The sequence below is a fragment of the Desulfosceptrum tomskiensis genome (assembly GCF_049818055.1).
GTDB lineage: Bacteria > Bacillota > Desulfotomaculia > Desulfotomaculales > JASEER01 > JBFLVT01.
This window is the reverse complement of sequence record NZ_CP187479.1, coordinates 582,463-603,551: the sequence shown is the minus strand read 5'-3', so window position 1 is coordinate 603,551 and position 21,089 is coordinate 582,463. Positions and strand designations below refer to the sequence as shown.

Genomic DNA, 21,089 nt, shown 5'->3' with positions numbered 1-21,089 from the left:
CGAGGAGCTCCTGTTGATATACTATGCTATTGATGTGCAAGCTCGGCAGGTGATGCTTTTAATGACTGTTCTCGCCAACCTGGCCTTCTCCATCGCCGTCCTGCTGGCCGTTGACGTTACCCTGGCCGCGATCTTCGGGCGGCGCTACCTGCGCTGGCTTGCGGGTTTATTTCCCGGCTTGGACAGGCAATTCCTGGAGTCGATTATCAACCTTCCTACCTCGACGCTTATCTTCATCGGGCTTCTGGAGCTGGCCCTTGCCGCCGCCTTCTACAACCTCGGCGTCTTCCTTTCGTCTTGACAAGTTAATTTCATTACGCCTTAACCAGTTTGACCGGCGGCAGAAGCATGCCTTCGAGAAGCCGCTCTTTGTCCCTGATCGTTACCTTTTGTTTGATCAAGCCCGTGAGCACGCCGGCGCCGTCAACCTCGCCCACCATGGCAAAGCCGACCAGGCGGCTGTCCCGGAACACGAGCCGGCGGTAGGTTCTCCTGGGCCGGTCCAACCGCTCGAGGATCTCGAACCCCGGTCCGGGAACGCGAACCCTCCCCGCGGTAATGGCGGGTACTCCGTAAAAGCCGATAGCGTTCATCCCGATCGAACCGGCGTATTTTACCCTCCGTCCCGCCATGTTCTCCCCGGCGAGGCGCCCCTGCTCGGCGGCGTTGGGCCAGGTCGCGTTGATCCGCGCCTCGTCGCAGGCCAAGTCATAAGTCTCCGCGACGTCCCCGGCGGCAAACACTCCCGGAACGTTTGTTTCCAGGTGCTCGTTGACCACTACCCCGCGGTTTACGGCGATGGGGGTATCTTTCAAGAAGGCCACGTTGGGCTGCACCCCCTTGCCCACGACAACCATCCGGCACTCCAGTTCCCCGCCGTCGGCAAGCACAACCCCGCTAACCCGCCCCGCGGGATCACGCGCGACCTCGCGGACTTCGGCTCCCAGGTGAAACTCCATGCCGTGCTGCGTCAAAACGTCCTGGATGATCTCGGCGCCCTGACGGTCCAAAATCCGGGAAAGGATGTGCGGCGAGCCGGCCACGACCGACACCCGCATCCCGCGCTGCCGCAAGGCGTGCGCCACCTTCAATCCGACCGGACCGGCGCCCAGCACCACCGCCCGTTCCCCCTTGGCTATTTCCACGTTGATCCGCCTGGCGTCGTCCAGGGTCCGCAGTGTGTATACCCCGGGCCCTTGAATTCCCTGTATCTCAGGTACTTTCGGGGAGGCGCCGGTAGCGATGAGCAGGCGGTCGTAAGCCAGGGACATATCTTCGTTATAGTAAACCAGCCGCTTCTCCACATCGACCGACGTCACCCGACAGCCGTAACAGATCCTGGCATCCATGCGGTCGGGGAAGTCCTCGCCCCGCAGGGCCATGTCCTTTTCGCTCACCCGCCCCTCGATGTAATGCGTCACCAGGCAGCGCGAATAGGCCGCCCGCGCCTCGTTGCCGAGGACCACGATCTCCCCGGCGCGGTCGGCGAGACGGATCCCCTCCACGGCAAAGGTCCCGGCGGCACTGTTGCCGATGATCACGTACCTCATTCCCGCCACCCCCTGACCGCATACACGCCGGCGGCCGCGGCGTTCCGTTGCCGGGCCATGCGCCCGTCCCACCGCTCGTACGTCAGCGCCTGCGTCGGACAGGCCGCCACGCAGGCGGGCACGTCCCTTTCCGGACACCGGTCGCAGCGCAACGGCGCCATTCCGTCGCCGCTTACGCTTATAGCCCCGAGAGGGCAGACCATTACGCACATCAAGCAGCTCACGCACCTGCGGCCGTCCACGCTGACGATCCCCGTTTCTCCGTCTCTGCTGACGGCCGAAGCCATGCACGCGTACAGGCAGGGAGGATTGGAGCAATGCCGGCACTGGACGGGCAAGAGGAACCCCTCCGTCACCCGGACCTCCATCCTTGAACGCAGCGCCGCCCGGTTGCGCAGCGCGGTGAAAAGGCTTTTTTCAGGTGTATGTTCAATGGCACAGGCCAGCGCGCACGTCAGACACGCCACACACCTCGAACCGTCAAACCAGATCTCCCGCACCCTGTCACCTCTTCCCCCATGGGCTCGCTGTTGCAACCATCATACCACACAGGCGCCATCAAGCGACCCGGAAGATTTCTAGATGTACCTGTACATCATCCAAAAGTGGCTGAAGCTCCCGGCCATCACCAGAAGATGAAATATCTCGTGAAACCCCAGCAAACCGGGGCGGATGTTGGGACGCTTCAGCCAGTAGATAAGCGCGCCGGCGGTGTAAAAAAGCCCGCCCGCGGCCAGCCATACAAGCCCTAAAGGCTGCAAGGCCTCAACCAGCGGCCAGGCGGCCACCACAACCAGCCAGCCCATCAGGAGATAGAAGGCGGTCGAAAGCCAGCGGGGGGCGTGCAGCCAGAGCAGTTTCATAACCACGCCCGCGGCGGCCAGAAACCATACCCCGCCGAGGAGGCTCCACCCCCACACGCCCTTCAAAGCAATCAGGCATATGGGGGTGTATGTCCCGGCTATCAGTACGAAAATCATCGTATGGTCGATACGCCGTAACATCCTGGAACCTTTTTCGGAAAGGGGCAGCAGGTGGTACAGCGAACTAGCGGTATAGAGCAAAACGAGGCTTGAGCCGAAAACGCTGAAAGCCGCCAGGTGCCAAGGGGTCCCGTACCCATGCGCCTTGGCGATCAGGACCACAAGGGCGACCACCGAAAGCAAGGCCCCGATCAGATGCGTGAGACCGCTTACGGGTTCTTTCAGCTTGCTTAGCATCAGGAAAATACCCCCTTCCCTGCTAACGCTAACCAGAATACCTTTCGCCAAACTATTGCTTTACGCCTTCCCGGTACGCATAAAAATCACTTATCTAATGCCCGGCCCGCTCCCGGGGAATGCTGTTCTAAGGAAAAGTGTTTTGGAGGTAAGCGACATGCCCGCCAGGAAAGTCTCCGCCCCCGGTTACGGGTTTATGAACGACTTCTGGTCGCCGGCCGTGGTCAAGGACGGGAAAATCGTCTTCTCCGCCCTCGGAGGCATCATTGCCAACCCGGACTACCACGTGCGCACAGCCACCGCAGAAACAGTCCCTACCGGTCCCGTCGGCCCAGCGATCCGGATCGGAACGTCGGTGGCCGACCAGGTTCGCATCATCTTCTCCCACATCACCGACGTGCTGGATGCCGAAGGCAAGACCCTGTACGACGTGGCCGGGTTTACACTCGTCTTCCGTCCCGGCACGGCCACGGACGTGGTCCAGGGGGCCATCCACGCCGTTGACTCGCAGATGGGGCAGGCGCCTTACACCCTGACGACCCTGTTTTGCGACTTCCTCGGGCGCGAAGAGGAGGTCCTGCAAATCATCCCCCACCTGTGGTAAACATGGAACCGTTGGAATCCAGCGAGGGGACAAAATGAAAGAGCGCCGGGGAAAAACCAGCGCTCTGCGTATTGCCGTTTGAATATCCTTACTCGTTAGTCAACCGGGCGACATCCAAAAGCTTGAAGACCAGGCTCAAACAGATGGCCACCACGGTCGCCAGGCCCATGCCTTTCAGGCTCACCGCCCCCAGCTGGACCTGAGCCCCGCTGATGCCGATGACCAGGACCACCGACGTCAGGATGAGGTTTCGCGCTTTGCTGTAGTCGATCTTCGACTCAACCAGCATGCGTATGCCTGACGCTGCGATAACGCCGAAGAGCAGCAGGGAAACGCCGCCCATGACCGGGACGGGAATGCTTTGGATGGCCGCCGAAAGCGTCCCGATAAAGGACAGGATGATGGCGATGACGGCCGCGCCGCTGATGACCCAGACGCTGTAGACCTTGGTGATGGCCATGACTCCGATGTTTTCGCCGTAAGTGGTGTTGGGGGTCGAACCAAAACACCCGGAAAGCAGGGTCGACAGGCCGTTGCCCAGGAGGGAGCGGTGCAGCCCTGGGTCCTTGGCCAGGTCTTTGCCGACGATGTTGCTGGTGACGAAAAGGTGCCCGATGTGCTCCGCGATGACCACCAGGGCCGCCGGCAAAATCACCGCGATGGCCGCCGGGTTGAAGGCCGGGAAGTAGAAGGTCGGAACGGCGAACCAGTCCGCTTTCGCGATCGCCGCCGTGTCGACCATGCCCATGAACAGGGCCAAAACGTACCCCGTTACGACGCCGAAGAGGATGGGGATGACCGCCATAAAGCCCCGAAAGACCACCGAACCAAGAATCGTTACGCCAAGGGTGAACATCGAGACGGTAATCACCTTTGGATCGGGAATAAAGACCTCGCCGGGCTTACCGACCAACCCGGCCATCTGCGCAGCGATAGGAGCCAGCTCCAGCCCGATCACCGCCACGATGGCGCCCATCGCGGCGGGCGGAAAGACCACGTCGATCCATTGTGTGCCCGCGGCCCTGACGATGAGTGATACGATAATAAAAGTGAGACCGACGGCAATGAATCCGCCGAGGGCGTCGTTGTAACTGTAGGAAGCCAGGACGACGAAAACGGGGGAAATAAAGGCGAAGCTCGAACCCAAATAGGCCGGGATCCGCCACTTGCAGAGGGCGAAATAGAGCAGCGTGCCGATACCGTTAAACAAGAGAATGGTGGACGGGTTCACCTCAAATAAAATGGGCACCAACACCGTGGCGCCGAACATTGCGAAAAGATGCTGTAGACTTAACGGTAAAGTCTGAGCCAGGGGAAGCCGTTCTTCGATCCCGATTTCTCGTTTAGGCAATTAAAGCGTACCTCCCGTTCAGTATCGAAACATTGCTTTTAAAGCAGGTAAAGCCGGTCTCCCGCATCCCCCAAACCGGGAACGATATAGCCCACTTCGTTCAGGCGCTGGTCGACGGTCGCGGTGACGATGCGTACCTCCGGAAACCTGGTCCTGACCTGGTTGATGCCGGCCTCGACGGCAAAGCCGCAGACCAGCGTTATCTTTTCGGCCTTAAAACCGGCATCTCTCAGCAACTCCAGCACTTTGACGCTGCTGTTGCCCGTCGCCAGCATCGGATCCAGAATGAACACTGCGTCGTACTCCTCAGGGTTGCCCGGGACCGAACACAGGTAGGCCTTCGCCTCCAGCGTCTCGTGATCCCTGGCCACGCCGACGTGAGCCACCTTGGCCTTCGGCAAAAACTCCAGGAAACTGTCCACAAAACCCAAACCCGCGCGCAGGACGGGAACCAGGAGGTGCCTGGTCGAATCTACTTCTTCGCACCGCGCTTCCACCCCCAGTGGTGTAACCACTGTGGCTTCCCGGGTCGGCAGGTGCCGTGTGGCTTCGACCGCCAGGATCAGGCCCAGTTCTTTTAAGGCCCGGCGAAACAGCTCCGTGTCGATTTCCCGGTCGCGCAAGGTCCTGATCCGGTCGTTTACCAGGGGATGCCTTACAACGGTGACCAAACTCAATCCTTCCCCTCCTTCTGCAAAATGATTAACTGGAAGGTTGTTCGACATGAAAAGGCAAAATCATCCCGACATGCAGTTTCGAAGATAAATATTTCTCATCAGTTAAGGAACCGGGTCTTCGGACCCGGCCCTCTCAACCATTGCCCAATCGAGAAAATCTTTGACAAGCATGTATCCCGCGCCGTGATTCACCAACGCTTCCGAGTCGTTCGCATCGACATATGAGTTCCAAAACGGGGCGTCTTTCAAATACTCGTAAGCCTCGTCGCGAGGCATTTGACGTCCCAGGCAACGGCACAAGATTGAGGCCGCGTCCGCCACCCGCAATACATCCTCCCTTAAACTTGAAGCGGACATTTCTTCGAGTTCCGCCCCGCTCTGTCTTACCGCCGTGGAAAGGACGGTACCGAAACAGGCCTCTATCATCGGCTCACCGAGCAGGTAGTCATTATCGTAGCCGGCGCGCACCAGTCCCATCCTGCGCACGAACTTAACCGCCTCGTACCGGGGATCGTTGACGATGTCAGGCTTATACCGGTCGCCGAAAGGTTCGAGATCCATTCCCTGCTGTTTAAGTTTACCCTGGAGATCAGCCATATCCGTTTCAGATGCAGACATTTGCCGGAAGGTTTTGCCCTTTCGCAGGGAAAGAGCGGCGGCCGCCCCGGCCGCTTCCCCGGCAGCCATGCCCACCGGGATTACGCGCGCGCTGCCGTGAGCCAGAGAATCAAAACTTGCCGACCGGCCGACCACAAGCAGGTTCTCAACCTCCAGGGGAACCAGGCAGCGAAACGGTATTGCGTACTGTTCGGGGGTTCCGACCACGATTCCGGAAAATTCGGGTTCCGGTCCGCTCGCCTGAATGTCCACGGGATAGGAGCCAAAGGCCACCCTGTCGTCAAAATCACGGTTCTCCAGAACGTCGTCGATGCTAAGCCGGTACTCCCCATAGATATGTCTTGATTCTCGCACGTAAAGTTCGGGGGCCGCCCCTGCCAGGACGGCTTTCTCAAGGCCGGGGATCTTCGCGTTAATGTACTTCACCACCTTGGGGATCTCGGCCAAAGCCTTCCGCCTGGCCCTCTCCCGCGAGGCTGGGTCAAGAGGATCAACGCCGTAGACTTTCAGCGCGTTCACGAGAACGGTACCGTCCCGCTGCCGCCCGAGGTTGAGGCCTCGGGTCCCGATGCTCTTGTCAGCCGGTACATAACTGTACATCTCTTCCCCGAATCCCCAGGCGCTCACCTCGGTGGACCCGCTTTCTCGAGTGTCGTCCCGGTTCAAGGTCCTTCTCAACCGCCGCCAATCGGCATCTGTGACATTCGCCAGCTTGAAAACGAGGGTGACCGCCATAAAACGGCCGCCGCGCCCGAAATCGGCCATGCCGAGACTGTAAGGAACGCCCACAGCGGCGGCCAGGTCGGCGTCTTGCGTGGCGTCGATCACCCGGCGGGCATCGATCAACCTGTAAGCGCCTCCCGGACCGGACACGGCAATCCCCGCCACAGCTTTGCGATACGCTTCGCCGTCGGCGGCCGTGCCCGTTACCGGCGCGATCTTCCGCACTCCCAGGAGGACATCTAAATTTCGCTCGCGGTTGACCAGCAGGTTAAAAACCTGCCGCGCCCTGCCCACGTCGAACGACTGCCCGCCGACCATCGTAAAAAACTCCTCAAAAATGCCCTTGTTCAGGATCTCCCCGTCGGGGCCGTAGTTTATGTCGATGCTGTTAAGCCAGCCTTGCGTCATCAGTCCTCCCAGTTCCGGACGCGTATCCACCAGCAAGGTGGACAGGCCGTTCCTCGCCCCGGAAAGAGCGGCCGCTATCCCCTCGGGGTCCGAGCCGACCACGACCAGGTCGTAACTATCCTTTACGTCACTCTTTTTCAGGGGGATTTCAAGATGCATGACGGCCGCAGCGGCGTCAGGAGAACCCAGAAAAGAAAGGACGGTCATAGCGTATAAAGCACGGTACTCCATAACCTTGTCTGAGGACGGAGCGTCTGCGGCGCGGGCCGGGCTCGGGCTGCAGAGGCAAGTTAGAAGTAAGATCAGCGTTGCGCAGGGGAACAAGACAAGAAACCTGTGTGACGATGCGAGCATGAAAAATCTCCGAACTTTTATAAGGTGATTGGAAGGTTTGTCCCTGATCTTGTAAAACCAGGGGACTGTATAATACATTCCAGGGGTTTTAAGATGTCCCTTCCAAACCCCGCTGATTTCCGTTTTGTTCCAGATCAGTTATGGGGAGGCGCCTGTGCATCGAGGAACGGCGGGACTATGACCCCGGGCAGCCAACCACTGACAAATAAATGACACTCTCGTTCTCGCCGTCGAGGCCGATGAGTTCGTTCAGCTCGTCGTCGAAAAAAGCCCCGATCTGGCAGCTGCCCAAACCGAGGGCTACCGCCGCCAGGGCCAGATTCTGGGCGATATGGCCGGCGTCGAGGTAGACGTAACGGTAGGCCCTTTGCCCGTATTTCCACTTGGCCCTGTCAAAAACGGAGGACCAAAGGAAGACGACAGCGGCCCGGGCCGCCATATGCTGGCCCAGCGCGGCCGCCGACGCTTCCCGGGCAAAACTGCCTTTCCGCAGGCAGGCCAGGGCGTGGTTCTCGGCATCGAAGTGGTAAATCCCCGGCTCCAGCCCCGCCACGCTGTTAACGATCAGGTAGGTTTCGGTAGGATACAGCGCGCCGGCCGACGGCGCGGCCCGCAAGGCGAAGGCGTTGATTCTTCCCGTTACCCCCTGAACGGCCCAGAGCAGCTGGGAGAGCTCCGGGAGGGAAAGCGCCTCGGGCCCGAAGTTTCGGACGCTGCGGCGCTGCCGGATGGTTCGCCAAAGGGGCGTGCCGCCGTCTCTCTCCGGTTCCGGCAAGACTATCTTTTCCACGTCGCTATAGATTTTATGGCGGGCCGGCCTCCGCCCCCGCTCCGGCCGCTCCCTTATAATCCGGTCCCTGTCATACTTCGTCCCGGTTTGAAACCTGTCGCCGATTCCGCTGTCCATCAACGTTCTGCTCTCCTCCATCTCTCTCCCTGTGCAGGTATTTTGCCCCGAGACAAGGAAATACTGTACTAACTGCAACCCGATCGCTTAAAGGAGGACGTACCGCTTTGGACTTCAACAAGGAGAACGTTATCAATAAACGCATCCTGGTGGAGCTCACCTTCGTCGACAGCCAGGGCAGGCCGTTGAACAAGCAGGAGATCCGTGGGCGTGTCACCGAAGCCAACGACGATTATGTGGCGATCAAGACGTTTGCGGGCGGGGATTTCTACGTGCCCGCCGCCTATGAGGCTTTTGAAAAAAGCGACCGCTTTGCCACCGACGTCTTCGTGGCCTTCGAACTCGAAAGCCCCGACGCCTGAATCCCTGGCCGATTTTTGCGGTGCCTATTTAACACTGTGGCGTACGCTCCTGATGACCATTTCGGCGAGCATCAGCGTGGCCTTCTTGTCCAGGAAGACCTCGATCAGCATGCGTTCCCCGTCGTATACCGAAAGCGCTGACTTCTCGCCCGGTTTAACGACAACGTTGAAATTGTCCCGCGTTTTAAATTTGTACTCGTTCCCGGGCTTGGCCCTGCTTTCCGCCAGGTACGCCGCAAAGAGTAGGGCATCGGCCCCCTCCAGGGTGATGCACGCTGAAGCGTACCGGTAGCTGACGTAAATGTAAATGGTCTTGCCGATGATGTCAAAGGTGAATTTGGTCCCGTCATCGAGCGTAAGGCTGTGATCTTCACGGCTGATGATATGCGACACCGTTACCGCCTCCCCCGCAAAATGTTATGCCAGCAGCAGTTTTAGAAAAAAGCCCGGTCTCTTGACCGGGCCTTATCCTTAATATAAATAAACACGTGTCATCGCCGCTTCGAAGCCGTCTCCGCGGCACGTGTCTCAAAAGACATTCCGCAATGCGGACATCGGATCTGCACAATAAGGTTACCTCCGATCGCGTAAGCCGAGAGCAACCGGTTACACACGGCACAGCGCACCCACTTAACCCCGTCGCGCTTAATTGTTACCGGCGTCACTTGGCTCACCTCCAATGTCCGTGCGGTTGTATAATATAACATACAACAAGATATGGGATTTGTGAACCCTTTTTAAGTTAACTTTATGACATTTTTCACTAATGGCAATATCCGTGGCGGGGCATGCAAAAGGAGCCGGGCAAAAGGATTAAACCGTTGCCTACCGAATAGACCTCTTCAGAAGCATCCTCGATATGCGGTGACGCGAAAGGATGGGACCGTCATGCCACATTGGCAGTGTCTTGTGTGCGGCTACATCCACGAAGGCGACCGCCCCCCGGCCAAATGCCCGGTATGCGGGGCGCCGGCGGAGAAATTCAAGCCCCTCGAGATCAAAGATGAAGCGACCGCCCAGCTGCAGCACTACGACTGGGAAGACGAGTCGCAATCGGTGGGTTTATTGATCGCTTACAGCAGGCGGGCCGAGGAGGAAGGCTACCCGGAACTGGCCCAGGCCTTTTACCGCATGGCGCTCGACGAGGCCCGGCACGCCGCCGAGTGGGCCTTCATTAAAGGCCTGGTAGACACCACGCGGGAAAACCTGGCCCGCCAGTACAACCGGGAAATCGCCGCCAAGAAAAACAAGGAAGACCTGGCCCGAGCCGCCCAAAAGAACGGGGATTTTCACTCCATGGCCTTCTTTATCAGGGCGGCGGCTGACGAAGACCGCCACGCCGCCATTATTAAAGGGTTGTTGGGGCGTTACTTCAATAATACCTAAATGCCTAGCAGAGGGGGCTCTCTTCGATGGATTTTTTGCGGGACGTCTTCCTGAGCACATACTTTTACAGGCACCTCGCGGCCAGCTTCCTGGGGGTGCTCGCCGGATTTCTCCTCTCGCTTGCCCTGCACAGGCGCCATGAACGTAAAGCTGCCAAACACGCCCGGGATATGTACCTGCTGGCTTTAAAGGCCGAGCTCAGTCACAACCTCACGCTGCTGCGCCAGTTGACCATTATCACCGAGAACTCCGGCCGTAGCCAGGCCTTCTACGAGCTGGCCAACCTGCGGGCCTTCTACTCCTTGATCGAAGGTATAACCAAGGGCCTCCGCCAGGCCGCGTTCGACGGGGTGATGAAGAACGGGATGCTCGGTCTCCTGGGCGACGACCTGGTGTCCGGCATCCTGCAATCATACGCGGCAATCGACAGCGCCGCCCTGGAAATCCAGGCCAGCCAAGCCTGGCTTGCCCAGGGGCCGGACGAGGAACCTGACGCCTGGCTGGCCCGCAAGAAAGGAATCATCGGTCTTGTTCACGATACGACGCTTAAAGCCGCCAGCACAACTGAATCGTGCCTTGCACAAATTGCCAGAGAAATCCCGGACCGGCTTCCCCAGGCCCCGAGTGCGCCCATCCTTACGGAAAAGCCGCATTTTGAAATCCACACCGACTAGCTACCTACCCGCCAAACAGCCACATCCCACTTTTCCCAGCTAAAAATGCCGGCATAGGGGTAAATTATCTACAGGTGATGCCCTGTGTTTGAATTTGCCTTGCTCCCCTCCGGGCTTCCTGACGGCAGAAACAACTGGATCGGCCTGTTCGCCTTTTTGCTTGGAGCCTTGCTCCTCTACTTCGTCATCCTGAGCCGGGACTCCAGGAGACGCCTGTAATAATGAAATTACCTGAAATACAAGCGTGGTCTGCATGACGGAAGGTCTCCCTGCTAAAAAACCCCGCATCTTCACTTTGACACCGCCACAGGTTCTTGTCCTGGGATTCGCCCTGGCGATCCTCGCGGGAACCTTGCTGCTTTCTCTGCCCCTGGCCGTCAGGGACGGTAAACCGGACTTATTGACCGCGGCATTTACGGCCACCTCGGCCGTTTGTGTTACCGGGCTTGTCGTCGTGGATACAGCAGACCATTGGACCCTCTTCGGCCAGCTCGTTATCCTGTTGCTCATCCATACCGGCGGTCTCGGTCTGATGACGATGGGAACCCTGTTTGCGCTTCTCCTGGGTCGGAGAATCGGGCTGCGCCGGCGCCAGCAGATCAAGGAATCGGTCAACCAAAACGAACTGACCGGCATTATCTGGCTGGTGCAGCGCATTCTGCTCTTCACCGCGACCGCCGAAGCTATAGGGGCGGCCATTCTTACCCTGCACCTGGCGCCGGAATACGGTTGGACGCAGGGCCTTTGGCTGGGCGTGTTTCACTCCGTTTCGGCCTTCAACAACGCGGGTTTTGACCTTTTCGGCGGCTTCCGGAGCCTGACGGGTTTCGGCAATGATCCCGTCGTCAGCCTGACGGTGGCCGGGCTCTTGATTCTCGGCGGCATCGGCTTCTCCGTAGCCGTCGATGTTTACAGAAAGCGGAGCTTCAGGAAGCTGTCCCTGCATTCCAAGATCGTCATCGCCGTTACCATCCTGCTCCTGACTTTGGCTACGGTAGCCGTGCTGCTTCTCGAACACGACCACGCCCTGAGGGACCTCACCCCCCGTCACAAGCTGCTGGCCGCCTTCTTCCAAGCGAGCACCCCCCGCACCGCGGGCTTCAACACCGTCCCTCTAGACGACTTTTTTGTCCCGACGCAGTTTTTGATGATGATCCTGATGTTTATCGGGGCCTCGCCGGGTTCGACGGGGGGCGGCATTAAGACCACCACCTTCATCACCGTGGGCCTTGCCCTGCTCTCCCTGGCGCGCGGGCGGGAAGACGCGGAGGTCTTCGGCCGGCGCATACCCAGGTCCCAGGTCTACAAAGCCTTGGCCATCCTGGTCCTGGGGTTGACCGTAGTGCTGGCGACAACGCTCTTTTTAACGATCACCGAGAACGGCAAGGATTTCTTCACCATTTTTTTCGAGACGGTCTCCGCCTTCGGCACGGTCGGCCTCTCCCTGGGCCTGACGCCGGATCTCTCGCCGGCCGGAAGGCTGGCGGTCATGTTCACCATGTTCATCGGACGGGTGGGCCCGCTCACCCTGGCCTTTTCCCTCGCCCAGCGCGAGCACAAGGCCAAGATACGGCTACCCGAGCAGAAGATACTGATCGGCTAGCCGTTGCGGCCTCTTTTACCAGCCCCGCACCCGTCGCTCCCAATCGGCGAGAATCTCCGGGAGGCAGTGGTGTTCCTGAAGCTTGCGGCCGAAGGCCATCCTGTAAAGGATGCGGTTGAGGACCACAGCAAGGCGCGCCACGCGCAACACGAACAGGATTTTAAGCAGCTGCCATCCCGTATATCCCCTTAACATTTGACGCATGTGATACCTCGCGTCGTAAACCGGGCTTATTTTCCTCGCAGCCAAACCGGACACTGTTTTTTCCTCCTCTGTGCTGATTTGTGTCCAGTCTACGTTCCGCAATTGACCGATCCTTGTCACAGCTGTTTAAATTTTTTCTGAAATTTGTTGATACATAGGTTGCCGATGAAACTCTAATACTGAAACTATGGAAAAGAAGGTCGGCCCGTTTGAGATTGCCAGCGCCTATATCGGCGTCACCATCGGGGCCGGGTTTGCTTCGGGCCAGGAAGTGCTGCAGTTTTTCACCCTCTTCGGCTTGAACAGCCTGCCCGCGATCCTGTTGTCGAGCGTTCTTTTCGTCTTCTTCGGCGCGATCGTCCTGAACCTGGGCCGCAGGCTGCGGGCCGCCTCACACCTGGAGATCATCCGGTACGCAGGGGGGAAATACCTCAGCGTTATAACCGACGTAATCACTACTCTCTTCCTTTTCGGCATTACCTCGGCGATGGCGGCGGGGGCGGGCGCCATCTTCGCCCAGCAGTTCAATCTCCCCGCCTTGTGGGGCGCCGCGGCCATGATGGGGCTTACGCTGGCCACTGTCCTCCTTGGGATCAGGGCTCTGATCTCGGCGTTAGGTTTCGTCGTCCCGCTCCTTCTTGTCGGGGTTTTGGGCGTAACCTCCGTCACCCTGGCCGCCAATCCGGTCGACCTGGACGCCGTAAGCCTCGTCGCCCGGCCGTGGAACGCCGTTGTTCCGTTCTGGCCTCTTTCCGCCTTAACCTATGTCTCTTACAACCTGATTGTCGCCGTGGCTATTCTGGCTCCGATGGGCGTCCTGGCCAGGCGCGGCAGGGTAGCATACGAAGGGGCATTGGTCGGAGGCATCGGTCTCGGGGTCGGCATCCTGGCCATCAACCTGGCCATGCTGGCCGTACCGGAGTCCACCACCGTTCCCGTCCCGATGGCCTTTATCGCCGGGCGCATTTCGGGCTACATCCAGTTCCTCTACGCCTTCGTCCTGATGTTGGCGATTTACACCACGGCCGTCGGGGCCTTGTACGGATTTGCTGCGCGTTTTGCCGTCTCCACAAGCCCGCGCTTCCGGTGGATCGCCCTCGCCACCGGCGTGAGCGGCCTTATCGGCGCCGAGTTCGGGTTCACCATCCTGGTGCGCTACCTTTATTCGGCTATCGGGGTGGCCGGTTTTATTCTTCTGGGAGGGCTTACGTACAGCTACATCAGGGAGAGTTTGCCAAGAAGATTGGCGAACAGGTAAGATACTGAGCATTGACAATGCGGGGAGAGTGTCGGAGTGAGTGCAGGTAAACATCCATCCACTTTTGCCATCGCGGCCACCTATATCGGGACTGTGGTAGGGGCGGGCTTCGCCTCGGGACAGGAAATTCTCCAGTTTTTTACCTACTTTGGCCTCTTCAGCATCCCGGCCATTCTAGCGGCGGGTTACCTCTTTTTCTTTTTCGGCTCGATCATCCTCCGCCTCGGTCACCATTTACACGCAAGGTCACACCTTGACGTCATTCACCACTCGGCAGGACCGGTGCTCGGCACGGTAATCGACGGCATCATCACTTTCTTTCTGTTCGGCGCCTTAACGGCCATGGCGGCGGGGGCCGGCGCCATTTTCGGCCAGCAATTCGGCCTGCCGCCGTTACTGGGCAGCGCCCTGATAACCGTGATTTCCCTGGCAACCGTCCTCCTGGGCATCAGCGGGGTGATCTCGGCCGTTTCCTTTGTCGTCCCGATACTGATCGTCTCCGTTATCGGCATCACGGTCGGCACCCTGGTCGTGACCCCGCCCAACCTGGAGTCGATAAGGCTCTGGGCGCAACCGGCCGCAGCGGCCGTTCCGTCCTGGCCCTTATCGGCTCTCACCTATACCTCATACAATCTGATCCTGTCGGTCGCCGTCCTCGCGCCTTTGGGCGCGGTGGCCAGAGACGAAGCCAACCTCAAAAAGGCCGCCCTCTATGGCGCTATCGGCCTGGTCGTCGGCGCCCTCTCCATCAACCTGGCCCTGCTCGGCAATCTTACCGCCGCCGGATTCGAAATTCCCATGGCCTTCGTGGCCGGCCTCTTCGCGGCCCCGGTCCAGGTCGGCTACGTCATCGTCCTGCTGGCCGAAATCTACACCACGGCCGTAGGCAGTCTTTACGGCTTCGGGGCGCGGGTCGCCGATCCCGCAACCCCGCGCTTCAAGTGGGTCGTTCTGGGGACGGCGGGCATCGCTTTGATCGCCAGCCAATTTGGTTTCTCGACGCTGGTACGCTACCTTTACTCGGCGGTCGGCATGGCCGGCCTCCTCATGCTGGCCAGCCTGGCCTGGGGTTACTTTCGCGTGAACCTTTTGCCCCAGCCCACGCCCTAATGCGCAAACTTATCCACAATAAGCACAAGGGCCTAGCATCCCTTTTCTTGACTGGCCTAAGCAAGGCCAAGAGTTAAAGGCTTTCCACAGGTTTATCCACAGAAAACGGTCTTTTTGGTCCGCCAGTCCGGCCCAAAACGGTGCTAGCCGGTTTTTCTCTTCGCCATCTCGATCTCCACGGCTTCGATGGCCTGGTTTGCGGGGATGACCGCGTAAAAGATGTCATCGTCCCCCGCCGTATCCCCGCCCAGGTGCACCGTCGCCACGCCGCCGTCCGACTCCACCAAAGCCCAGAGCCGGTGACGCCGGACCCCCCATACGCAAGCCAGCCCCCCGATAACCAGAAAACCCCCTAAAAAAGCCACCGGCAGAGTCGGGTCCCGCTTCAGCACCAGCGCCACGTACGGATGCTGTCCGGTGAAAACCAGGCTTTCCGCACCGGCTCTGACCGGTTCCCCGAAAGACACGGCGCCTGACAGGACCTTGCCTGAAGGATCGACGAGACGGTAGGTTAACAGGTTGGGGTTTTCCTTGCTGATTGCAGCCGTGACCTTGATGCCGCCCGATCCGGGGACGTCGAGCCATCCCCCGTTCCAGACGGAACAGAGGTGTTCCGTACCTTGCGCGTCGCGGTAAAGGAGGTTAAGGATCCAGTCCCCCCCAGCTTGGTAAACAGCAACCCCGCGGTAGCGTACGGGTTGTCCGGCGCTGAGGAGAGGCACGGACTTCTCGATCCCGTTTTCAATCAGCTTGATGCGGCTGGCAAAGTTTTCCTTATCCGTTTTGATTTCCTGAACGCGGAGGTCAAAAGGGTACCCGGCCTTGGCCAGTTCTATCGTCTGGTAAGAAACGGCGACAAAAGATTGAACATCCCGGAGCCAGGGTCCGGCAGCGCTGGCGGTCAGGACAAGGGCCAGACCGAGATGCAGGCCCACAAGCCCCCAGCGGGACCATCGGCCGTATTCGGCCGTTACCAGCATACGCCCGTGATCCCCCTCGATTTTGCCGGCCCGCCAGCCTTTAGCCCGTAAGAGGATCGCCAGTCCCCCCGCAGCCCATTCCCCGCTGGTGTTTCCGTAGCGGAGCGTCTTACGCCAAGCACAGTCCCTAAACTCGGCCAAATCCTCTTTGAAATACGGATAGCGGGATGTGGAATAAAGACGGTAGGCTTGCCGCCCAGCGCAGGCGACGAGCCCGAAGGCCAAACCCGATTGGACCCCGGTAAAGAGGACAGAGTCAAAGAAGCGGTCCGCTCCCATCCAATAGGCGATACGTTCCCATAAGGTACCGTATCGCGCGGCCTGAACCGCGGCATCAAAGTTCGGGGGAAGGAGGCTGACGACGGCGGCACTGAAAACCAGAGCAATACTGAAGAACAGCGACCACTGGGGGGATGCTGTCGTGTTTAAAACCCAGAGGATCGCTTTACGTGCCGCCAACCCGGAGACACCGGCCCCACCCATCGATTGCCCTCTCCCTTACCGGTCTTTGCAGAATTATACCATTCTTGGAGACCGTTGAAAAACTCTCCGATGCGCTGGCTTTTGCAACGCTCTCGTCAGCCGGCTGGTTTAAGAATAGAAGGGTAATGAAGAGGTTGAGCAGCTTTCAATGCAAAGTGTTAAGCACCTCGGCGACCTCCCTTCTGGCCTTGTCGAGTTCGGCTTCAAGCCCGAGTCCAAAATGCTTATTCACCAGGTCGAGAACAGCAAGATAGCACTGCGACGCCAGGGCCAGAGCATCCCTGGCGTAATCCTCATCATCTTCGGAACTGACCCCGATGTGACGGTTGTCTCTTGCCGTTAGAAGAGGGTAAAACCCTGCCACGTTGCCGTGCGTAATGTCGCAGGTGATCTTGTAAAAAGTCTCGTGCAGGTTGCTCAAATTAAGCAGCCGGGCAAGGTCGGCAATGGTCTTGCCGTGCCAGGAAGACCGGCGCGGGAAAAGATCACGCACCCGCTCGTATTCGGCTTTCATCTTTACCAGTTCTTCGGGCTTGATGTCGCGGAGAGCCTCCGGGTAGTACTTTTCGAGAAAGGTCACGTAAATCCAGTTGCGATATTGGGCGTAGTCGAGGAACAGCGCGGCCAGGTGTTCGGGGTCGGTAGCGATGTAAAGAACGTTGAGCGTATCCTCGTACAGGCTGCGCACCAAAATTACGGCGTCATTCCCGCAGTCCTCCCCGACCAGGAGGCGCACGGCGCGAAACCCCTCCTGGAACCTTGAAAAAAAGAGCTGCAGCACCCTGTCGAAGGCCGAAGCGTCCCTGATTGTTTTCCGCCCGGTCTCGGCCGCCAGGTCGCTGAGCATGGCTGCCACTTCTTCCACTTTATCCGGCATCTTGGCCCTCCCCCTGCAACCGTTCCAAGCGCAACTTAGATCTCATTTACAGAAACTAAACATTGTCTTTACAATCCTTACACGGTTTTGACTTATATTCAAAACTATTCTGTTAAAGTAGATGTGCAAAAGCGGTTTATCAACCTTCGTATATGGGGGCTCGCGCTTTAATATGGCCAAAAAAATTGCACGGTATTACGAAAAAAGCATCAAGTATATCCTCGGTATCGTGGCGGGTACTTCGATACTTATTCTCTTTTTGATTTTTTTCTTTTTGTTGAGAGAAGGCTCCGGTGTCTTTACGGAGGTCGGCCTATTCGATTTTGTCTTCGGCACGAAATGGCTGCCTGTTTCCGAACCGCCGCAGTTCGGCGCGCTGGCGCTGATCGCGGGTTCTCTTACCGTTACCGTCGGTGCGGGGATGATAGCCATCCCGCTGGGAATCGGCATCGCCATGTTCCTGGCCGAGGTCGCGCCTCGCAGCGTCCGTGAGATCTTCAAGGCTGTCATCGAGCTGCTGGCCGGAATACCTTCGGTGGTTTACGGCTTTCTTGGATTGACCATCCTCGCGCCGCTCGTGAAAGAGATTTTCGACCTGCCGAGCGCCCTGTGCGCCTTTACAGCCTCGCTCGTCTTGGGCATCATGGCGCTGCCGACAGTAGTGAGCATTTCGGAAGACGCCCTTGACGCCGTACCCCGGGAATACAGGGAGGCGTCCCTGGCCCTGGGCGCCACAAAGTGGGAAACAACCCTTCGGATCGTCTTGCCGACAGCCCGCTCCGGGTTGATAGCAGCATCAATGCTGGGACTGGGACGAGCTATCGGCGAAACGATGGCGGTCTTGATGGTGGCCGGCAACGCCACCCTCATTCCCCACTCCATCTTTGACCCGGTGCGCACCATTACCGCCGATATCGCGGCGGAAATGGGCGAAGTGGTCAGGGGCGGACTGCATTACCAGGCTCTTTTCGGCCTGGGTATGGTGCTCTTCGCGATTACTTTCGTCATTAACCTTATTACAGACATGGTTTTTGCCAAAACGTCTTCTATTAAAAGAGGTGCATCCCTGTGATCTCAAGAAATGTGCGAGAAAGGGCCGGCTTCGGCGCGCTTGCGGTGTGCACGGTCTTCGCCATTATCCCCGTTCTGGCCATTGTCGGGTACCTGGTCTGGAAGGGATGGCCCGCCCTGACATGGGAGTTTTTGACCCAACCGCCGCGCAAGTTTATGACCGAGGGAGGAATTTTCCCCGCAATCATCGGAACCGCCGGCCTTACTGTAGGTACTATTATCGTAGCGCTGCCGCTGGGTATCGGCACCGCCGTTTACCTGGTGGAATATTCCAAGAAAAACTTCTTTACTTATCTCGTAAGAATTGCCATCGTCAATCTCGCCGGCGTACCCTCGGTGGTCTATGGATTGTTCGGTCTCGGGCTTTTTGTTTTAATGCTCGAAATGGGACGCTCCCTAGCGGCTGGAGCCCTTACCCTGGGACTGTTGACCCTCCCGGTGATCATCGCCACCGCCGAGGAAGCCCTGCTGGCGGTGCCGGACGATTACCGGCACGCCAGCCTCGCCCTCGGGGCCACGCAGTGGCAGACCATCAGGCGTGTGGTCCTGCCCGTCGCCATGCCCTCCATCCTTACCGGCACCATCCTGGGCATCGGCCGCGCGGCCGGAGAAACAGCGCCAATCATGTTTACGGCCGCCATAGTCTACAGTCCGAAACTGCCCAATTCGGTGTTCGACCCGGTCATGGCCCTGCCCTATCACCTCTACGCCTTGTCCGCCGAGGTTCCGAACGTGCCTGATCACATGGCTTTTGGAACTGCCGTGGTACTGCTTTTGCTCGTTGGCAGTCTAAACCTGGTTGCCGTAGCCATCCGGACGAGGATAAGACTTAAGCGCATCAGGTAACAAAAAGATTAAGGGTTCACAAAGTGAAAGGTGATCGAATGGCTAACAAAATGGAGACCATCAACCTTAACTTTTTCTACAAGGATTTTCATGCCCTAATCGATATCAACCTGCCGGTTAAAGAGCATGCCGTAACAGCCTTGATCGGCCCATCCGGCTGCGGCAAATCGACCTTTTTGCGCACCCTGAACAGAATGAACGACGTTATCGAAGGTACGAGAATTCAGGGTGAAGTCTTCCTCGACGGGAAGAATATCTATGATCCCGGGGTGGACCCGGTAGACCTGCGCAAAAAAATCGGAATGGTTTTTCAAAAGCCCAATCCGTTTCCGATGTCCATCTTTGACAACGTGGCCTACGGTCCAAGGATTCACAGCATAAAACGGCGGGATGTCCTTGCAGAGATTGTGGAAAGAAGCCTACACCAGGCGAATCTCTGGAATGAGGTTAAGGACAGGCTGCATGAATCGGCGCTCGGGCTTTCGGGCGGGCAGCAGCAGAGGCTTGTGCTGGCCCGCGTTCTGGCGGTCGAACCGGAGGTAATCCTGATGGATGAACCCGCTTCCGCCCTGGATCCTATCTCTACATCCAAGCTTGAGGACCTTATTCGCGAACTCAAGGAAAACTATACCATCGTTATCGTCACCCACAACATGCAGCAGGCAGCCAGAGTATCCGACTACACGGCTTTCTTTTTGAACGGCGAAATGATTGAATATGATTTAACCAATACCATCTTTACCGCTCCCAGGGATAAACGCACCGAGGACTACATCACCGGCAGATTCGGTTAAAAAGGAGTTTGTTAGAGATATGGTAAGAGGGTCTTTCCACCAACAGCTCAATGACCTCCGGGACGATGTTTTGCGGATGGGGAATATGGTTGAGTGTTTTCTCGACCTGGCAATGACCGCCCTCAAACGTCAGGACAAGGACCTTGCCGCAAAAGTGGTAATGGATGACGACAAGGTGGATCAATTGGAACTCCAAATTGAGAAACAATGTTTGTCGCTGCTGGCATTGCATCAACCGGTCGCAAGAGATCTGAGGTTTATCGGCGCAACCCTTAAGTTCGGCACTGACCTGGAGCGCATCGGCGATTACGCCTCGAGCATCGCCAAGATTACGCTCAGCATGGGGAACGAGCCGTTTATAAAACCGCTCGTTGCTCTTCCCCGCATGGCCGAAATTGCCCAGGAAATGCTCAGGGAAAACCTGGTGGCCTATGTCGAATACGACCGTGAGCTGGCTCTAAAGAGCGCCGCCAAGGACCACGAAATCGACCACCTTTATAAAGAAACATTTACTGAGCTGCTGACACTGATGACCGAAGATCCCAAAAATGTCATGCAGTCCACCTACCTGATGCTGGCCGCCAAATACCTTGAACGAATCGGCGACCACGCCACCAACCTCAGTGAATGGGTGATCTACATGGTCACAGGTGAACGCCTGGACTTGAACGATTAACCCTTTAGACAAATTGGACTTATCAGAAGTACCGCTCGCGGGCGGTGCTTTTACTTTTTATTTACCCGCAGGGCGTGGAGGTTTGGTTTCCGATAATCTCCGTCTCGCTTGCCGTGATTGACTCGGTCGGCACGGAATCAAGCCTCGAAATCCGGCGTCTCAGTGAAAAAGCCGCCCAGCTAAAGCATTACGCCAAGTCGATCAAAGGCAGCATCTATGTCCGGGACAGGCGGAAACAGTGCTAGGAAAACTACAACCTATCTTTACATGATTTACACCTTATTTAAATACGCTTAAAATCCATTTGCTATAGTCAGTATAGGAAAAGGTTAACCCCAAATTTTTTAAAGGAG

At 57.9% G+C, this 21,089-nt stretch carries 26 protein-coding genes; 14 read left to right on the top strand and 12 right to left on the bottom strand.

Annotated features, from left to right (window positions below; genetic code table 11):
• Nucleotides 1–61: 61 nt before the first annotated feature.
• Complete coding sequence (locus ACPV0M_RS03085; protein WP_425621518.1) at nucleotides 62–301, top strand: hypothetical protein; 240 nt, start codon at nucleotides 62–64, stop codon at nucleotides 299–301.
• Between the two features lie 13 nt (nucleotides 302–314).
• Here ACPV0M_RS03085 and ACPV0M_RS03080 read toward each other — a convergent pair whose 3' ends face one another.
• The 3 genes from ACPV0M_RS03080 to trhA form a co-directional block, all read right to left on the bottom strand.
• Nucleotides 315–1,550 (bottom strand): NAD(P)/FAD-dependent oxidoreductase, encoded by a 1,236-nt coding sequence (locus tag ACPV0M_RS03080; protein WP_425621517.1) that lies wholly within the window; start codon nucleotides 1,548–1,550, stop codon nucleotides 315–317.
• On the bottom strand, nucleotides 1,547–2,050 hold the full coding sequence (locus tag ACPV0M_RS03075) for a 4Fe-4S dicluster domain-containing protein (RefSeq protein WP_425621516.1): 504 nt from the start codon (nucleotides 2,048–2,050) through the stop codon (nucleotides 1,547–1,549). Before ACPV0M_RS03075 ends, ACPV0M_RS03080 begins: the two co-directional genes overlap by 4 nt.
• Before the next feature lie 78 nt (nucleotides 2,051–2,128).
• Complete coding sequence (gene trhA / locus ACPV0M_RS03070) at nucleotides 2,129–2,770, bottom strand: PAQR family membrane homeostasis protein TrhA (RefSeq protein ID WP_425621515.1); 642 nt, start codon at nucleotides 2,768–2,770, stop codon at nucleotides 2,129–2,131.
• A gap of 157 nt (nucleotides 2,771–2,927) precedes the next feature.
• Here trhA and ACPV0M_RS03065 point away from each other — a divergent pair, with 157 nt between their 5' ends.
• The gene (locus ACPV0M_RS03065; RefSeq protein WP_425621514.1) at nucleotides 2,928–3,374 is read left to right on the top strand and encodes a hypothetical protein; all 447 of its coding nucleotides are present in this window, start codon (nucleotides 2,928–2,930) and stop codon (nucleotides 3,372–3,374) included.
• Nucleotides 3,375–3,462: 88 nt separating this feature from the next.
• Here the strand turns inward: ACPV0M_RS03065 and uraA are convergent, their stop codons facing one another.
• The 4 genes from uraA to ACPV0M_RS03045 all read right to left on the bottom strand — a co-directional run bounded on the left by uraA (nucleotide 3,463) and on the right by ACPV0M_RS03045 (nucleotide 8,412).
• Entirely contained in the window at nucleotides 3,463–4,725 is a 1,263-nt protein-coding gene (uraA, locus tag ACPV0M_RS03060; RefSeq protein ID WP_425621513.1) for a uracil permease, read from the bottom strand.
• Nucleotides 4,726–4,763: 38 nt separating this feature from the next.
• Complete coding sequence (gene upp, locus ACPV0M_RS03055) at nucleotides 4,764–5,402, bottom strand: uracil phosphoribosyltransferase (protein WP_425621512.1); 639 nt, start codon at nucleotides 5,400–5,402, stop codon at nucleotides 4,764–4,766.
• 102 nt (nucleotides 5,403–5,504) lie between these two features.
• Nucleotides 5,505–7,382, bottom strand: a complete 1,878-nt coding sequence (locus ACPV0M_RS03050; RefSeq protein WP_425621511.1) for an FAD-dependent oxidoreductase — start codon at nucleotides 7,380–7,382, stop codon at nucleotides 5,505–5,507.
• Between the two features lie 298 nt (nucleotides 7,383–7,680).
• Nucleotides 7,681–8,412 carry a SagB/ThcOx family dehydrogenase gene (locus ACPV0M_RS03045; protein ID WP_425621510.1) on the bottom strand — a complete coding sequence of 244 codons (732 nt, stop codon included), beginning with the start codon at nucleotides 8,410–8,412 and terminating at the stop codon, nucleotides 7,681–7,683.
• A 107-nt stretch (nucleotides 8,413–8,519) separates the two neighbouring features.
• Here ACPV0M_RS03045 and ACPV0M_RS03040 point away from each other — a divergent pair, with 107 nt between their 5' ends.
• Nucleotides 8,520–8,774, top strand: a complete 255-nt coding sequence (locus tag ACPV0M_RS03040; RefSeq protein ID WP_425621509.1) for a hypothetical protein — start codon at nucleotides 8,520–8,522, stop codon at nucleotides 8,772–8,774.
• A gap of 24 nt (nucleotides 8,775–8,798) precedes the next feature.
• Here ACPV0M_RS03040 and ACPV0M_RS03035 read toward each other — a convergent pair whose 3' ends face one another.
• Both ACPV0M_RS03035 and ACPV0M_RS03030 read right to left on the bottom strand, forming a co-directional pair.
• Entirely contained in the window at nucleotides 8,799–9,167 is a 369-nt protein-coding gene (locus ACPV0M_RS03035; protein ID WP_425621508.1) for a hypothetical protein, read from the bottom strand.
• Nucleotides 9,168–9,265: 98 nt separating this feature from the next.
• Complete coding sequence (locus ACPV0M_RS03030) at nucleotides 9,266–9,481, bottom strand: Com family DNA-binding transcriptional regulator (RefSeq protein WP_425621507.1); 216 nt, start codon at nucleotides 9,479–9,481, stop codon at nucleotides 9,266–9,268.
• Between the two features lie 181 nt (nucleotides 9,482–9,662).
• On the opposite strand from ACPV0M_RS03030, the gene ACPV0M_RS03025 reads away from it, so the two are divergent.
• The 4 genes from ACPV0M_RS03025 to ACPV0M_RS03010 all read left to right on the top strand — a co-directional run bounded on the left by ACPV0M_RS03025 (nucleotide 9,663) and on the right by ACPV0M_RS03010 (nucleotide 12,437).
• Nucleotides 9,663–10,160, top strand: coding sequence for a rubredoxin-like domain-containing protein (locus tag ACPV0M_RS03025; RefSeq protein ID WP_425621506.1), 498 nt, complete (start codon nucleotides 9,663–9,665; stop codon nucleotides 10,158–10,160).
• A gap of 26 nt (nucleotides 10,161–10,186) precedes the next feature.
• Entirely contained in the window at nucleotides 10,187–10,834 is a 648-nt protein-coding gene (locus ACPV0M_RS03020; RefSeq protein ID WP_425621505.1) for a hypothetical protein, read from the top strand.
• A gap of 84 nt (nucleotides 10,835–10,918) precedes the next feature.
• Nucleotides 10,919–11,053 carry a hypothetical protein gene (locus tag ACPV0M_RS03015; protein ID WP_425621504.1) on the top strand — a complete coding sequence of 45 codons (135 nt, stop codon included), beginning with the start codon at nucleotides 10,919–10,921 and terminating at the stop codon, nucleotides 11,051–11,053.
• Nucleotides 11,054–11,087: 34 nt separating this feature from the next.
• Nucleotides 11,088–12,437 carry a TrkH family potassium uptake protein gene (locus ACPV0M_RS03010; RefSeq protein ID WP_425621503.1) on the top strand — a complete coding sequence of 450 codons (1,350 nt, stop codon included), beginning with the start codon at nucleotides 11,088–11,090 and terminating at the stop codon, nucleotides 12,435–12,437.
• A 15-nt stretch (nucleotides 12,438–12,452) separates the two neighbouring features.
• Here ACPV0M_RS03010 and ACPV0M_RS03005 read toward each other — a convergent pair whose 3' ends face one another.
• A complete protein-coding gene (locus tag ACPV0M_RS03005; protein WP_425621502.1) occupies nucleotides 12,453–12,695 on the bottom strand; it encodes a hypothetical protein in 243 nt (80 codons plus the stop codon).
• A gap of 133 nt (nucleotides 12,696–12,828) precedes the next feature.
• Between ACPV0M_RS03005 and ACPV0M_RS03000 the strand changes: the two genes are divergently transcribed.
• On the top strand, nucleotides 12,829–13,899 hold the full coding sequence (locus ACPV0M_RS03000) for a YkvI family membrane protein (protein WP_425621501.1): 1,071 nt from the start codon (nucleotides 12,829–12,831) through the stop codon (nucleotides 13,897–13,899).
• 36 nt (nucleotides 13,900–13,935) lie between these two features.
• Nucleotides 13,936–15,009 carry a YkvI family membrane protein gene (locus ACPV0M_RS02995; RefSeq protein ID WP_425621500.1) on the top strand — a complete coding sequence of 358 codons (1,074 nt, stop codon included), beginning with the start codon at nucleotides 13,936–13,938 and terminating at the stop codon, nucleotides 15,007–15,009.
• A 143-nt stretch (nucleotides 15,010–15,152) separates the two neighbouring features.
• On the opposite strand, the gene ACPV0M_RS02990 is transcribed toward ACPV0M_RS02995, so the two are convergent.
• Together ACPV0M_RS02990 and ACPV0M_RS02985 are read right to left on the bottom strand one after the other, a co-directional pair.
• Nucleotides 15,153–16,472 carry a cytochrome c biogenesis protein ResB gene (locus ACPV0M_RS02990; RefSeq protein ID WP_425621499.1) on the bottom strand — a complete coding sequence of 440 codons (1,320 nt, stop codon included), beginning with the start codon at nucleotides 16,470–16,472 and terminating at the stop codon, nucleotides 15,153–15,155.
• 145 nt (nucleotides 16,473–16,617) lie between these two features.
• Nucleotides 16,618–17,349 (bottom strand): DUF5677 domain-containing protein, encoded by a 732-nt coding sequence (locus ACPV0M_RS02985; RefSeq protein ID WP_425621498.1) that lies wholly within the window; start codon nucleotides 17,347–17,349, stop codon nucleotides 16,618–16,620.
• A gap of 172 nt (nucleotides 17,350–17,521) precedes the next feature.
• On the opposite strand from ACPV0M_RS02985, the gene pstC reads away from it, so the two are divergent.
• Genes pstC through ACPV0M_RS02960 form a run of 5 tightly spaced genes read left to right on the top strand, consistent with a single transcriptional unit; the run spans nucleotide 17,522 to nucleotide 20,981 of the window.
• On the top strand, nucleotides 17,522–18,421 hold the full coding sequence (gene pstC / locus ACPV0M_RS02980) for a phosphate ABC transporter permease subunit PstC (RefSeq protein WP_425621497.1): 900 nt from the start codon (nucleotides 17,522–17,524) through the stop codon (nucleotides 18,419–18,421).
• Nucleotides 18,421–19,266: a phosphate ABC transporter permease PstA gene (gene pstA / locus ACPV0M_RS02975; protein ID WP_425622110.1), complete on the top strand. Its 846-nt coding sequence runs from the start codon at nucleotides 18,421–18,423 to the stop codon at nucleotides 19,264–19,266. The genes pstC and pstA overlap by 1 nt, the downstream gene beginning before the upstream one ends.
• A 38-nt stretch (nucleotides 19,267–19,304) precedes the next feature.
• Nucleotides 19,305–20,060 carry a phosphate ABC transporter ATP-binding protein PstB gene (gene pstB, locus ACPV0M_RS02970; protein ID WP_425621496.1) on the top strand — a complete coding sequence of 252 codons (756 nt, stop codon included), beginning with the start codon at nucleotides 19,305–19,307 and terminating at the stop codon, nucleotides 20,058–20,060.
• A gap of 19 nt (nucleotides 20,061–20,079) precedes the next feature.
• Complete coding sequence (phoU, locus tag ACPV0M_RS02965; protein ID WP_425621495.1) at nucleotides 20,080–20,736, top strand: phosphate signaling complex protein PhoU; 657 nt, start codon at nucleotides 20,080–20,082, stop codon at nucleotides 20,734–20,736.
• Between the two features lie 44 nt (nucleotides 20,737–20,780).
• Nucleotides 20,781–20,981 (top strand): hypothetical protein, encoded by a 201-nt coding sequence (locus tag ACPV0M_RS02960; RefSeq protein ID WP_425621494.1) that lies wholly within the window; start codon nucleotides 20,781–20,783, stop codon nucleotides 20,979–20,981.
• Nucleotides 20,982–21,089 lie beyond the last annotated feature (108 nt).